The sequence below is a fragment of the Citrobacter sp. Cpo221 genome (genome assembly GCF_030332345.1).
In the GTDB taxonomy this organism is placed as follows: Bacteria; Pseudomonadota; Gammaproteobacteria; order Enterobacterales; family Enterobacteriaceae; genus Citrobacter; species Citrobacter portucalensis.
The window spans coordinates 19,658-32,931 of record NZ_JAOWIA010000057.1 but is presented as its reverse complement, the minus strand read 5'-3'; the positions used below and the strand labels follow the sequence as shown (position 1 = coordinate 32,931).

Annotated in this window: 13 protein-coding genes; all 13 read right to left on the bottom strand. The window is 51.9% G+C overall.

Annotation, left to right across the window (positions count from 1 at the left end):
- Positions 1 to 250 precede the first annotated feature (250 nt).
- Complete coding sequence (wecG, locus tag OGY72_RS15785; RefSeq protein WP_003828982.1) at positions 251 to 991, bottom strand: lipopolysaccharide N-acetylmannosaminouronosyltransferase; 741 nt, start codon at positions 989 to 991, stop codon at positions 251 to 253.
- The gene (wzyE, locus tag OGY72_RS15780) at positions 991 to 2,346 is read right to left on the bottom strand and encodes an ECA oligosaccharide polymerase (protein WP_286548260.1); all 1,356 of its coding nucleotides are present in this window, start codon (positions 2,344 to 2,346) and stop codon (positions 991 to 993) included. The genes wecG and wzyE overlap by 1 nt, the downstream gene beginning before the upstream one ends.
- Positions 2,343 to 3,422: a TDP-N-acetylfucosamine:lipid II N-acetylfucosaminyltransferase gene (locus OGY72_RS15775; RefSeq protein ID WP_286548258.1), complete on the bottom strand. Its 1,080-nt coding sequence runs from the start codon at positions 3,420 to 3,422 to the stop codon at positions 2,343 to 2,345. Before OGY72_RS15775 ends, wzyE begins: the two co-directional genes overlap by 4 nt.
- The gene (wzxE, locus tag OGY72_RS15770) at positions 3,419 to 4,669 is read right to left on the bottom strand and encodes a lipid III flippase WzxE (RefSeq protein WP_286548256.1); all 1,251 of its coding nucleotides are present in this window, start codon (positions 4,667 to 4,669) and stop codon (positions 3,419 to 3,421) included. The genes OGY72_RS15775 and wzxE overlap by 4 nt, the downstream gene beginning before the upstream one ends.
- A 1-nt stretch (position 4,670) precedes the next feature.
- Positions 4,671 to 5,801, bottom strand: coding sequence for a dTDP-4-amino-4,6-dideoxygalactose transaminase (rffA, locus tag OGY72_RS15765; protein WP_126319698.1), 1,131 nt, complete (start codon positions 5,799 to 5,801; stop codon positions 4,671 to 4,673).
- A gap of 4 nt (positions 5,802 to 5,805) precedes the next feature.
- Positions 5,806 to 6,483, bottom strand: a complete 678-nt coding sequence (gene rffC, locus OGY72_RS15760) for a dTDP-4-amino-4,6-dideoxy-D-galactose acyltransferase (RefSeq protein WP_148362633.1) — start codon at positions 6,481 to 6,483, stop codon at positions 5,806 to 5,808.
- The gene (wecC, locus tag OGY72_RS15755) at positions 6,480 to 7,742 is read right to left on the bottom strand and encodes a UDP-N-acetyl-D-mannosamine dehydrogenase (RefSeq protein WP_286548250.1); all 1,263 of its coding nucleotides are present in this window, start codon (positions 7,740 to 7,742) and stop codon (positions 6,480 to 6,482) included. The genes rffC and wecC overlap by 4 nt, the downstream gene beginning before the upstream one ends.
- On the bottom strand, positions 7,739 to 8,869 hold the full coding sequence (wecB, locus tag OGY72_RS15750) for a non-hydrolyzing UDP-N-acetylglucosamine 2-epimerase (RefSeq protein WP_149282140.1): 1,131 nt from the start codon (positions 8,867 to 8,869) through the stop codon (positions 7,739 to 7,741). Before wecB ends, wecC begins: the two co-directional genes overlap by 4 nt.
- A 55-nt stretch (positions 8,870 to 8,924) precedes the next feature.
- Positions 8,925 to 9,971 (bottom strand): ECA polysaccharide chain length modulation protein, encoded by a 1,047-nt coding sequence (wzzE, locus tag OGY72_RS15745; RefSeq protein ID WP_003829003.1) that lies wholly within the window; start codon positions 9,969 to 9,971, stop codon positions 8,925 to 8,927.
- A gap of 12 nt (positions 9,972 to 9,983) precedes the next feature.
- Positions 9,984 to 11,087, bottom strand: a complete 1,104-nt coding sequence (gene wecA / locus OGY72_RS15740; RefSeq protein ID WP_003829006.1) for a UDP-N-acetylglucosamine--undecaprenyl-phosphate N-acetylglucosaminephosphotransferase — start codon at positions 11,085 to 11,087, stop codon at positions 9,984 to 9,986.
- A gap of 238 nt (positions 11,088 to 11,325) precedes the next feature.
- Positions 11,326 to 12,585, bottom strand: coding sequence for a transcription termination factor Rho (gene rho, locus OGY72_RS15735; RefSeq protein WP_002437993.1), 1,260 nt, complete (start codon positions 12,583 to 12,585; stop codon positions 11,326 to 11,328).
- A gap of 87 nt (positions 12,586 to 12,672) precedes the next feature.
- Positions 12,673 to 12,792 carry a rho operon leader peptide gene (locus OGY72_RS15730; RefSeq protein WP_049259789.1) on the bottom strand — a complete coding sequence of 40 codons (120 nt, stop codon included), beginning with the start codon at positions 12,790 to 12,792 and terminating at the stop codon, positions 12,673 to 12,675.
- 130 nt (positions 12,793 to 12,922) lie between these two features.
- On the bottom strand, positions 12,923 to 13,252 hold the full coding sequence (trxA, locus tag OGY72_RS15725) for a thioredoxin TrxA (protein ID WP_001280776.1): 330 nt from the start codon (positions 13,250 to 13,252) through the stop codon (positions 12,923 to 12,925).
- Positions 13,253 to 13,274 lie beyond the last annotated feature (22 nt).

The window sequence follows — 13,274 nt, the reverse complement described above, 5'->3', positions numbered from 1 at the left end:
CCGGTATTACCGGTTCTCGTTATGGGTACATCTTGTTATGCCATAACAGGCCATACGGCACCGACCGCTTAACGGTTGGCGCCAAACACACCATGGCACTGCAATGATTGTTGCGAATGGTTTCCTAAAATCGCTTAAATGGCAATTAAAGCATTCAAAAAATAAATAGATTGTGCGAGAAAGCAGCGATAATGTTGTGAATAAGTAGCGTAATTAGCAGATCACGCTACTTACCAGAGGAGAGAGGGCGTCAGAGGTTGCCGGTATAGTGCCAGCGGAGATAGCGTAATAAGCGAAGTTGTCGAGTAATACGGCTCGGCTGCGACAATAAGCGATACAGCCACTCCAGCCCCAGATTTTGCCAGATTTTAGGTGCGCGCTTAACGTGACCGGTAAAGACGTCGTAGGTACCTCCCACGCCCATATACAGCGCGTCAGGGTGAGTCTTGCGGCAATCACGCATAAAGATCTCTTGTTTTGGCGAACCCATCGCCACCGTCACAATTTGCGCACCGCTGGCGTGAATACGCTCAAACAACGCCTGACGCTGCTCTGGGGCAAAATAACCGTCCTGACTACCCACAATGTTCACGCGCCACTGCGCACGTAGTTTTGCTTCTGTTTGCGCCAGAACTTCAGGCTTGCCACCCACCAGGAAAACAGGCGTTCCGTTTTGCCCGGCTCGCGCCATCAGCGCTTCCCAAAGGTCAGCTCCGGCCACGCGTGAAACCTGTGCCTGCGGGAATTTTTTGCGCACCGAACGCACCACGCTAATCCCATCCGCATATTTGAACTCCGCGGCGTTGATCAGCTCCCTCACTTCAGGGTTATCTTCTGCTGTCAGCATCTTCTCAGCGTTGATAGCCACCAGCGTCCCAGACCTGAGGTGTCCTTCGGCAAACAGGTAATTCAGCGCATGTTGCATATCGCGCCAACCAATCAGTTGTAATCCGCGCAACGAATACAGCGGCGCAGTTGTGTTATCTGTCATTACGATCCTTCAATCTGTGTACGGGGCAGCGATTTGATTCGTTTATGGATGAGTCCCGCGCTATCGAATAGCCAGAACAGCAGTTTTGCCACCAGTAGGCAAACGCCGAAAATCACGAGGAAAAAGACCACTCGTGAGACAAACGAATCCAGCCCTTCACGTGCCAACACAATCATATTGAAAATGGCGCCAAAACAGAAACTGTGCAAAATCGCCGCCTTATATCGATTGGTTTCTCGGTTACCTAGCTCATACAGCCAGTCGAACCACTTGATGATGAGCCCAACAACAATCGCGCCTAATGGTATAAACAGCGCCCCGCCCATCACCACCAGTGAACCAATTAACGTCGGCGAAATCGCCAGTCCTGAGTGGTTGTTCAACACTTCCCAGGTAAAGTAGTTCGCTGAGTTGAGTACAATACTCGGCCGCCCAGGCCACAGCCAGGAGGGGATAAAGACGTAGAAGTCACGGACGATCGGCGCCAGCCCCTGGAACTCAATATTGTGGTAATTCTGCAACAACAGCGCCAGGTTCTCCCACGGCGAGAAGGTGTCGCGCGTAAGGTACAGGAACGTATAGAACGCCTCATCGCCGCTAACGCTCATTCCGTAGCGCTTCAGCGCCAGCCAGAACATCCCGACAATGCCCAACACGCCTGCAGCGGTCAACATCCACAGCGAAATCCAGCCGCGAATAATGCCGATAAACAAGAAGATGGCAAACGCGATAATGATATTGGCCCGCGTCCCACCCACAATCATATAGGTCAGCAAACCAAACGCGACGGTACTCACCAGGAAGAACACCCACGCTTTGCTGTCCTGACGTAAGAAATAAACCACCAGCATTGCCGGAATGAAGAAGTAGAAGAAACGCTTCAGAGCGACGCCAGAGACTTCACTGGAAAAAATCTGGCTATAGGATTGCAGTCTGAACAGCAGGAATCCGTTGTGCATAAAGAAGATGCCCACGCTCACCAGCGCAATCGCCATCAGGATAACCCAGGTCAAATGGGCTTCAACGCGATTGATGGTAAACAGCGGCCTGCGCGGCTTATCCTCTACTCGCTTACGCAAGCGCGTTTTATACGTCACGTAGTAGACGGCATAGAAACAGGCGGCTGACAGCAAGGCCTGTAGAAGGATCTCCGGCGGAGCCACTGCCACATCAAAGCGGAACACCAGGATGCTGGTCAGCGGGAACCCAAAGAAGAACGTCAGCAAGAACAACAATGAGAAGAAAACATTGAAGTTAAAACGTACGCGGCGGAACTCAAACCAGGTCAGCGTGGCGATAAACAAGGTGGAGAGTAACCAGACCACCAGCAGACCGCTGAATTGCATCAGGCTCATGCGGTTTCTCCTGAAGCAATGCGCAGCGCGTTATGCCACGGCTGCAGATAATTCGGGCTAAAGAAGGTAATAGTATTTTTATCTACTGATGCCAACTGGCGCTGCGCTTCACGTACGACGCCTTCATTGAGATCATCAGTGGTGAATAACACCGGAAGATTTTGTTCCACCATATCCTGCCAGAAGGGATTTTCACGGTTGAGCACGCATGGGATACCCGCCTGGATCAGCAAACACAGGGTACCGATTCCCTGTTGACGGGCAAAAATAAAGTAACCCAAATCGCATTGACGCAATAACGCGAGATAAGCGTCAAATTCCAGCTTTTCACTTAAAATTTGCAGATTATCTGCGCTAAATAATGCCAGGCCGGCCTGGCGAACCTCGTCGATATAGGCCGCATTATTGGCGGGATAACCCATCGGCACAATCACATTCACCGTGTCGCCAAACTGCTGATGGACGGCGCGAAGCGCGGCAACATGCTCATTGCTGCGATCGCCAGAGTTGCCAACCAGCACCGTCATCTTGCCGCTGCGCTGGCAATCATTGCTCATGTTATTGAGTGAAGGGTCCATTCGCGTTGGGAAATAGAGCAACTCACCCCGCACACGGGGATGTTGCTCGGCGAAATAACGTAAATCGCCCCGTGTGGCAAACACGCAGCCCACACGATTCTGTGCCATGCGGCGAATCGGGTAAAACAGGCGGAATTTCAGCCCACTGGAGACTTCGTATAAATCAGCGCCCCAGATATGCCAGTAAAACTGCGCCGGTTTAATCCCGCCACTCAGCAGCGCCAGCCACAGGCTGGTGTTGAACTGACCGTGGAAGAAGAAACGCTGCTGGCGATCCGCTTTTGCTTTCGCGATCACAGCGTCAGCAAGCGCCTTTTTCCCGCTGTAGAAGCTTAGCGATAACGCCGGGCAGCCCTCACTGAGTCCCGCATCCTGACCGGCAACCATAAACGTGCGCGCATGCTCGCTCGTCGCAGCCAGCGAGTCGTTGAAAAACCGCAGCACGGTTTGGTTATGGTGAGGGATATCCGATCCCAGAACGTGAATCAGTACAGTCATGCCCGCCTACGCCAGAGTAAAAACACGCCACAACAAAGAGAAAAATAGACGATGTACGTTGCCATATAAGCCTGTGCCGCTCCCAGCGCACCGTGTGCAGGGATCAGCCAGTGAGCAAACACCGTCAATAACATGAACTGGCTAATTTCAGCCAAAATATAAAACCGCAGCGATGCTTTCGCGATCACCAGATACCCAAAGACATACGCCCCAACTTTCAGTACATCTCCGACCAGTTGCCAGGCAAACAGATCGCGCATGGCGGTGAATTTTGCGGAGAAAAGCAGCCAGATCGCAAAATCACGCAGCAACCAAACAGTAAAGCTCGCAGCGGCAACCGCCGGTAACACGAACTTCAGCGACTTAACCACCTCGCGCGTAATGTCGCGCTTTTCGGTCAGTCGAGACAATGTCGGAAGCAAGTAAACGCTGAATGAGGCGGTAATGAATTGCAGATAAGCATCAGAGATACTGCTTACTCCCTGCCAAATCCCCACATCATCCCAACTGTACTGCGCCGCCAGCAGGTTTCGCATCATCACGTATGCCACAGGCAGCGTTACGGAGGTAATCATCGCCATCAGGGTAAACTTGCTTAGCTGTCCAGCCAGACCGTTATCCCACGAGGGATTAAGGTAATGCAGGGGAATTGCCCCACGCTTAATCAGCATAATAGCGGCGGGGATAACGACCAACGCGGGCACTAACGCCAGACCCAGCAAAGCGCCTTCATACCCTCCCAGGCGATAACAGCCATAATAAGCCACTACGCCCACCAGGCTACCCACAATCAGCGACAGCGCGTTACCCGCCGCATCGCGAAAGCCCTTCATCAACGCCAGCAGCAGGTTCGCCCAGGCAATACCCATCTGCACCAGCGCAACCAGTCTTACCAGCCCCTGATAATGAGTATGGCCAAACAATCCCTGACTGATTGGCGCGGCCGCCAGCAGAAAAATCACCGCCATCAGCGTAGAGAATCCGAGCACCATCGCGGAAGATGTACCGACTACCTTACGGAGCTGGGTCGGATCGTCATGGTGCTGCGCAACATATTTCGTGACGCCGTTGAAAATGCCGGCCCCCGCCAGGACACCAAGCACGGTGACCATCTGGCGGAAGTTACCCGCCTGCCCCACGCCTGCCGGGCCAAACGACACCGCCAGCAGCTTCACGACCAGCAATCCTGCACCAATTTTTACCAGCGTACTGGCTGCCGTCCATAAGGACGCTTTAGCAAGCGACATATCAGGCGAAGTAGTTGAGTAAGGTCGAAATGACCGTTCGCTGGTTTACTGGCGACAGGTTGTAAAACAGCGGCAAGCGCAGCAGACGCTCGCTCTCTTTAGTGGTGAAACGATCAACACCGGCAAATACGCCGAATTTATCGCCAGCCGGACAATCATGTAGCGGGATATAGTGGAACACCGCCATAATTTCAGCTTCTTTCAAGAAGTTAATCAACGCCGTGCGATCGTCGATATCGCGCAGCTTGATATAAAACATATGGGCGTTTTGCACGCAGCCGTCCGGGACAGAAGGTAGCTCGATACGTCCGGCACGCGCCAGCGGTTCGAGAGCATCATAGTAGTTCTGCCACAGCGCCAGACGCTGCTGGTTAATACGGTCAGCCGCTTCCAGTTGCGCCCACAGATAGGCAGCCTGCAGATCGGACATCAGATAGCTGGAGCCAATATCACGCCAGGTATACTTATCCACCTGACCGCGGAAAAACTGGCTGCGGTTAGTTCCTTTTTCACGGATGATCTCTGCACGTTCGACTAATTTTTTATCATTAATCAGCGTCGCACCACCTTCACCGCCTGCGGTATAGTTTTTGGTCTCATGGAAGCTAAAGCAACCGATGTGACCAATCGTCCCCAGCGCACGACCTTTGTAAGTCGACATGACGCCCTGGGCCGCATCTTCCACGACAAACAGGTTATGTTTGGTCGCCAGCGCCATGATGGTATCCATTTCACAGGCTACGCCCGCGTAATGCACCGGAACGATAGCGCGGGTCTTGTCGGTGATCGCCGCTTCAATCAGCGTTTCGTCAATGTTCATGGTATCCGGGCGGATATCAACAAAGACAATTTTCGCACCGCGCAGCACGAAAGCATTGGCCGTGGAGACAAACGTATAGCTCGGCATTATGACTTCATCGCCAGGCTGGATATCCAGCAGCAATGCCGCCATCTCAAGCGATGCGGTGCAGGAAGGCGTCAGCAATACTTTCTCGCTACCAAAATGCTGTTCCAGCCACTGCTGGCAGCGACGGGTAAAACCGCCGTCACCGCACAGCTTGCCGCTGTTCATCGCAGACTGCATGTAATCGAGTTCAGTGCCCACCACCGGCGGTGCGTTAAATGGAATCATCGTGTCACCTGTATAACCAATACGCGGTGCTTTCCACATTCGCACCACTGTGTATATAGCGTTTAAGCGCGGCGGTATTGCCCATTTGGGTCGCCACGCGCAATGTTGTTTTACCGCGAGCCTGCGCCCAGCAAAGCGCGGCCTGCATCAGTTCTGCACCCGCGCCACGCCCAGCCAGCAGGCCAATTCGCGCCTCGGTCGCATTCAGTTCACGCAGCGAGACATAGCCACGAATATCACCAGCCGGTGTACGAAAAACGAGGCATTGATGATCGAACGTCCCCAGCACCGCGTTTTCAATCCACTGCGCGTAAAAACGCGCGCTGGCATCTGCGGCATACCACGGGGCGCGAAAACGACTTTGCGCGAACGCCTGTCCTGCCAGTTGGCGTAATGCAGGGATATCCGTAGTTTGTGCGACCTGCGCACCGGGGTCGCCATGCGCACACGTCACCGGCAGCACAAAATCCACTTCACCTTCAACCAGTGAGAAGCCCAACTGTTGCAGGGCATCTAATTCATGGATATTGGCGGCAGGAATTTTTGCCTGTACCCGCGACCAGGGCTGCAACACATCCGCAGTCAGAACCGGCGCGTGTTGGTCAAAACGCACAATGGCGCTATTCACGCCAAAGAACGTATTTTCCCAGCTAAGCGGCTCAATACTGGCGCGGATTTTCACCGCCAGACCCCTTTGGTATCAACGATATATTGCTGGTGAACCGCATCGCCTTTAATGGTTTTAAATTCATTATGGTCGACCAGCAAGACCAGCACATCGGCGCTTGCCAGGGCATCGTCCAGCGCTGCCAGTTGGCACAGACCGTCCAGTTTTTTCGGCAGTTGATGGATATTCGGTTCCACCACCAATGTTTCGCCTTTGTGCCAATGCGCGATGCTTTGCGCAATTCCCATCGCCGGGCTTTCACGTAAGTCATCAATATTCGGTTTAAATGCCAGACCAAAACAGGCAATTTTCACTTCGCTGGCCCGTTTATTGGTATCCGCCAGACAGTCGGCCACGGCAGCTTTTACCTGATCAACCACCCAATGAGGCTTTCCGTCGTTTACCTCACGCGCGGTGCGAATCAATTTCGCCTGCTGCGGGTTCTGCGCCACGATAAACCACGGATCAACCGCGATACAGTGCCCGCCAACCCCCGGACCCGGTTGCAAAATATTCACGCGCGGATGGCGATTTGCCAGTCGAATCAGTTCCCAGACGTTGATCCCCTGATCGGCGCAAATCAGCGACAGCTCATTGGCGAAGGCGATATTGACGTCACGGAAGCTATTTTCAGTCAGTTTGCACATTTCCGCCGTACGGGCGTTGGTCACGACACATTCGCCCTCAAGGAAAATGTTGTACAGTTCGCTAGCACGCGCGGAACAGACGGAGGTCATTCCCCCAATCACGCGGTCGTTTTTAATCAGTTCAACCATCACCTGGCCCGGCAGCACGCGCTCTGGGCAATAAGCAATGTTAACGTCCGCGTGTTCACCGACTTGCTGCGGGAAAGTCAGGTCAGGACGCATTTCAGCCAGCCATGTGGCCATCTGTTCAGTGGCCCCGACAGGCGACGTCGATTCAAGGATCACCAACGCGCCTTTTTTCAGCACCGGTGCAAGAGACTTGGCTGCGGCTTCCACATAAACCATATCGGGTTCGTGCTCCCCCTTAAACGGAGTAGGCACAGCAATCAGATAGGCATCCGCATCTACAGGGGTTGTGGTCGCACGCAGAAATCCATTTTCGACCGCCGTTTTCACCACTGCGCCCAAATCTGGCTCAACGATATGAATTTCACCGCGATTAATGGTATCCACCGCGTGTTGATTTACATCTACGCCAATCACATGCTTTTGACGGGAAGCAAAGGCAGCCGCCGTCGGCAGTCCGATATAACCCAGCCCAATGACAGAAATGGTCGTAAAACTCATAGCGATATCCGATTATTTTTTAACGCGTGTAAAATGCGGCCACATGCCTGCCCGTCACCATACGGATTATGGGCGCGGCTCATGGTCTGATATTCATTTTCGTCATGCAGCAAACGCGTGACTTCTTCGACAATACGCTGCGGGTCGGTCCCTACCAGACGTACTGTGCCTGCAGTAATCGCTTCCGGACGTTCCGTCGTTTCGCGCATCACCAGTACGGGTTTCCCCAGAGATGGGGCTTCTTCCTGAATCCCGCCAGAGTCGGTAAGGATCAGCCAGGCGTGATTCATCAGCCAGACAAACGGCATGTAATCCTGCGGTTCAATCAGGATGACGTTTTCAACGTGACCCAGAATGCGATTAACCGGTTCGCTGACGTTAGGATTCAGGTGCACCGGATAGACAATCTGTACGTTCTGATTGGCCGCAGCAATTTCCGCCAGCGCATGGCAAATGTGTTCAAAACCGCGACCGAAGCTTTCCCGACGATGACCGGTCACCAGTATCATCTTTTTATCCGAGCTCAGGAATGGGTAATGCTCTGCCAGTTCAGCTCGCAATGCATCGCTCGCCAGTACGCGATCGCGTACCCAGATCAACGCATCAATAACCGTATTACCTGTAACGAAGATACGGCTATCAGAAATGTTTTCTCGTAACAGGTTTTGGCGCGAGTTTTCTGTTGGTGCAAAATGATACATCGCCAAATGCCCGGTCAGCGTACGGTTCGCCTCTTCCGGCCAGGGAGAGTAGAGATCGCCTGTACGTAAGCCTGCCTCCACATGCCCTACCGGGATGCGCTGATAGAACGCGGCCAGGCTAGTAGCAATGGTGGTTGTGGTATCGCCGTGAACTAACACAACGTCAGGTTTAAAATCAGCCAGAATTGGCTTTAATCCTTCCAGTATTCGGCAGGTAATTTCTGTTAGTCCCTGACCTGGCTGCATAATATTGAGATCGTAGTCAGGTACAATGGAAAAGAGGTTCAACACCTGATCGAGCATCTCCCGATGCTGCGCCGTGACGCAAACTTTTGCCTCAAAATCAGGATCTTTTGCCAGCGCATGAACCAGAGGTGCCATTTTTATGGCCTCCGGTCGCGTGCCAAATACAGTCAGTACTTTCACATCGATTCTCTTCGGATTGGCAGTGAGGGCCCAGCCCCTCACTGCAACGATATTGCTAAATCGTGCGGCGACGGGTTAACGCGACACCGGCACCGATCAGAGCCCCAACGATGCCCCACATAATCATCAGGAAGGCACGACGAGGGCTGTCACGTTTTACCGGTTCCTCCGGCGTACGCAAATAACGATAGGTCTGAAAACGCGGATCCAGAGTTGGCCCAACGTTCAGTGTGTTAAGCATGGCTCGGTTTTGGAAGTAGTCCAGATCGAAATCGGGACCAACAGATTGCAGGTTTTCGAGTCGTGCCTGCAGCATAGGACGTCCAAGCAAAAACAGTTCAGAATCGGGTAGCTCTTCAGCCGGAACGTCAGTGGAAGTACGCGAAATATTATGCTGTTCAGCAATTTTGAGAGCCTGCTCAATGTTGTGAACTCGGCGAGAGAAAATCGATTTCGCCACTTCTTCCTGGCGTTTAACCTGCGCCTTCATCTGCACAGTGCGCGCAGCCCAGGCTCCCTTTAACTCGTCGTTCAGATGACGCGCCGCACGCTGACTGGCAAACGCGACGTACTGACGCAACAGATTGTTGGCATCAGGTGCCGTTTCGGCAATCAGCTTCACGCTGTCATTGGTATTACGAACCGCATCGCCGGGCATAAACTGAATGTTATTAATCAGTTCATCCAGCATCGCCGCATCGGCTTTACTGTTACCCACCATACGTTGCTTGTAATAATCAGTCTGCTGCCAGAATTCACGGCGCGTATCCCATGAGGCAAGCTGCATGATAAATTCTTTATAGGCCTCATCCATCACTGACGGCTGATCCGCAGATGCAAGACTGGCCTTGATGTCCAGGTTACGTAAGAACTGCTGCTGAGAGTAATAGCCGCCCAACATATTAACCGTTGGCCTGTCTGAAATCGCCGTCGCGCTCCACTCCTGACGAGCAAAAAACGTATAGGCGAGAGCGACTAACGCGAAGGCGAGAGCCATACCGACGATCCACACCTTCCCTGTCCACAAAGTACGAAACAACCCACGGATGTCCAGTTCATTTTCAGCGCTCATGGCATGTTCCCCCGGTAATGGTTGTGTCATCGTACCCTCAATTTATTTGGTTAAGTTTGGTTTACTGTCACGGTTTCTACGCAACTTGCGCTTCCAGCGTTTGATAAATCTCGCTACCTTCCAGGCACGTTTAATACAATAGTCGTACAAGACAAATGCCAGTAAAAAGAGCACCAGCATCACCCATTCCGGAACGACCCGGGAATATTCAGCCAGTACACCAATGGCAGCCAGGATCGCAGCAGCCAGCGTAATCAGGACAAAAGCCTGTCGGGAGGTAAACCCGGCACGCATGATTAAATGGTGAATATGTTGACGGTCCGGGGAGAAAGGGCTCATGCCTTTACGTAAACGACGATACATGATCGCCACCATATCCATTAACGGAATAGCAATAATCCACAGTGCGGTGACCGGACTAATAGGATGCGTTTTACCTTGAGTGGTCTCCAGCAGGATCCAGATGACCGTAAAGCCAATCAGCGTACTCCCCGCATCGCCCATAAAGACCTTATAGCGCCGTCCGAGAATACCCAGGTTCAGCATGATGTAAGGCAGAATGGCGGCGATCATGGCAAAACACCAGATAGCCAGGCTTGTCTGGCCGTCAAACCACAAGATAAGCCCCATTGCGGCGAATGATACGCTGGATAGCCCGCCTAACAGACCATCAATCCCATCCACCATGTTAAAGGCGTTAATTGCAGCCCAAACGGCGAAAAGGGTAAGGAAATAGCCAAAAGGACCGAGCACCATCTCCCAAGGGCCAAAAATGAACCCAAGGCTCAACAGATAGAGCTTACCTACCGCCATCATAATGATGCCGATGATAGCCTGGATGGTCGCACGGATTTTTACACTGATATCAAAGCGGTCGTCCAGTGCACCGATAAATACCAGTACACCAGCACAAGCCAGGTAGAGAGTTGCATGCGGGATATAATAATCGGCGATGAGGAACGTAAAGCAAATGCCTGCGTAAACCGAAATCCCCCCAACCAACGGAATCAGTCCCTGATGACGTTTGCGGAAGTTGGGTTTATCCACCAATCCTATCTTTTTCGCAACCTTACGGGCAAAGAAAAGAAACAGCGTTGTGAATAAAAAAATACTGATGAGATCAGTACTTGCTGTCAGTAAATTCACTATACATACTCTCAAAGAATATCAATATATGAAGTATAACCATCCAGGCGATTATTCAGAAGAGAAACCCGATTCCATATCAGGTGGTTCTGTATGATTATTAACCACAAAATACGAACTACAACCCTTCGTCGCCAGGCGGTATGTCATACCGGATTATTATTATTGTGTCGTTAAGATTACATCCACAAAAGCAAAACGCCACGTAAAAACGTGGCGTTTTCAGATGATGCCCGAATCAGGAACGCTTCATCATATCGAAGAAGTCGTCATTGGTCTTGGTCATCGCCAGTTTGTTAATGAGGAATTCCATTGCGTCGATTTCACCCATCGGATGGATGATTTTGCGCAGGATCCACATTTTCTGCAGCTCTTCCTGGGTGGTGAGCAGCTCTTCTTTACGGGTACCGGAACGGTTGTAGTCGATAGCCGGGAAGACGCGTTTTTCAGCAATCTTACGAGAGAGATGCAGTTCCATGTTGCCGGTACCTTTAAACTCTTCGTAGATAACTTCATCCATTTTAGAGCCGGTATCAATCAGCGCAGTCGCGATGATGGTCAGGCTACCGCCCTCTTCCACGTTACGTGCAGCACCAAAGAAACGCTTAGGACGATGCAGGGCGTTGGCGTCCACACCACCGGTCAGTACTTTACCGGAAGCCGGAACCACGGTGTTATATGCACGCGCCAGGCGGGTGATGGAGTCAAGCAGAATGATAACGTCTTTCTTGTGTTCAACCAGACGTTTCGCCTTCTCGATAACCATTTCCGCAACCTGAACGTGACGGGAGGCTGGTTCGTCAAAGGTAGAGGCAACCACTTCACCTTTCACCAGACGCTGCATCTCGGTAACTTCTTCCGGACGTTCGTCAATCAGCAGCACCATCAGCACGCAGTCAGGATGATTGTATGCAATGCTCTGCGCGATGTTCTGCAGCAGCATGGTTTTACCCGCTTTCGGCGGAGCAACAATCAGACCACGTTGGCCACGACCGATCGGCGATGCCAGATCCAGTACACGCGCCGTTAAGTCTTCAGTAGAACCGTTACCACGTTCCATACGCAGACGAGAGTTTGCGTGCAGCGGCGTTAAGTTCTCAAAGAGGATTTTGTTACGGGCGTTTTCTGGTTTGTCGTAGTTAACTTCGTTAACTTTCAACAGCGCAAAGTAGCGTTCACCTTCTTTCGGCGGGCGAATCTTACCAGAAATGGTATCACCAGTGCGGAGGTTGAAACGGCGGATTTGGCTGGGAGAAACGTAGATGTCATCAGGACCGGCGAGGTAGGAGCTGTCTGCAGAGCGGAGGAAACCAAATCCATCCTGCAATATCTCCAGCACACCGTCACCAAAGATATCTTCGCCACTCTTTGCGTGCTGCTTCAGGATGGCAAAAATAATGTCCTGCTTGCGCATACGAGCCAGGTTTTCAAGGCCCATATTTTCGCCGAGAGTGATCAGCTCAGAAACCGGCGTATTCTTTAATTCGGTAAGATTCATAATGGTGTGAGTTCTTAAACTTGGGGTAAATCTCGAACTTAATGTTGTGAATGGTATGGCAGGGTCATCCATGCCTGTTTACGGCCATCAACTCATGTCTGTTCGCTGTCTGGTCACAGGAAAGTACGCAGAACTGAAACGACAAGACGGATTGAGTGACAAGCCAGGAATCTGTCCACTCCTCGCGCGAGAAACAACGGGAAGTATTGGATATAACTAGATTCAAACTTAATAAGGTATGTTTAATACGAAGTCAACACTAACTTAGCACGACTCAAGTCGGGCGTCCAGTCATCCGAATCATTTCGAAGTAGGGTCGCCCGATCATGAGACTTCCTTACGCTAAATTAGCGTCGAGGAATTCTTTCAACTGACCTTTGGACAGCGCGCCGACTTTCGTCGCCGCAACTTCACCGTTTTTAAACAGCAGCAGGGTCGGGATGCCACGGATACCATACTTCGGCGCGGTGCCTGGGTTTTGGTCAATGTTCAGTTTAGCAACCGTCAGTTTGCCCTGATATTCGTCAGCGATTTCATCCAGAATCGGAGCGATCATTTTGCACGGACCGCACCACTCTGCCCAGAAATCAACGAGGATTGCTCCGTCCGCTTTGAGTACATCCGTGTCAAAACTGTCGTCAGTCAGGTGAATAATTTTATCGCTCATAATAACTCCACAGGAATAAGCC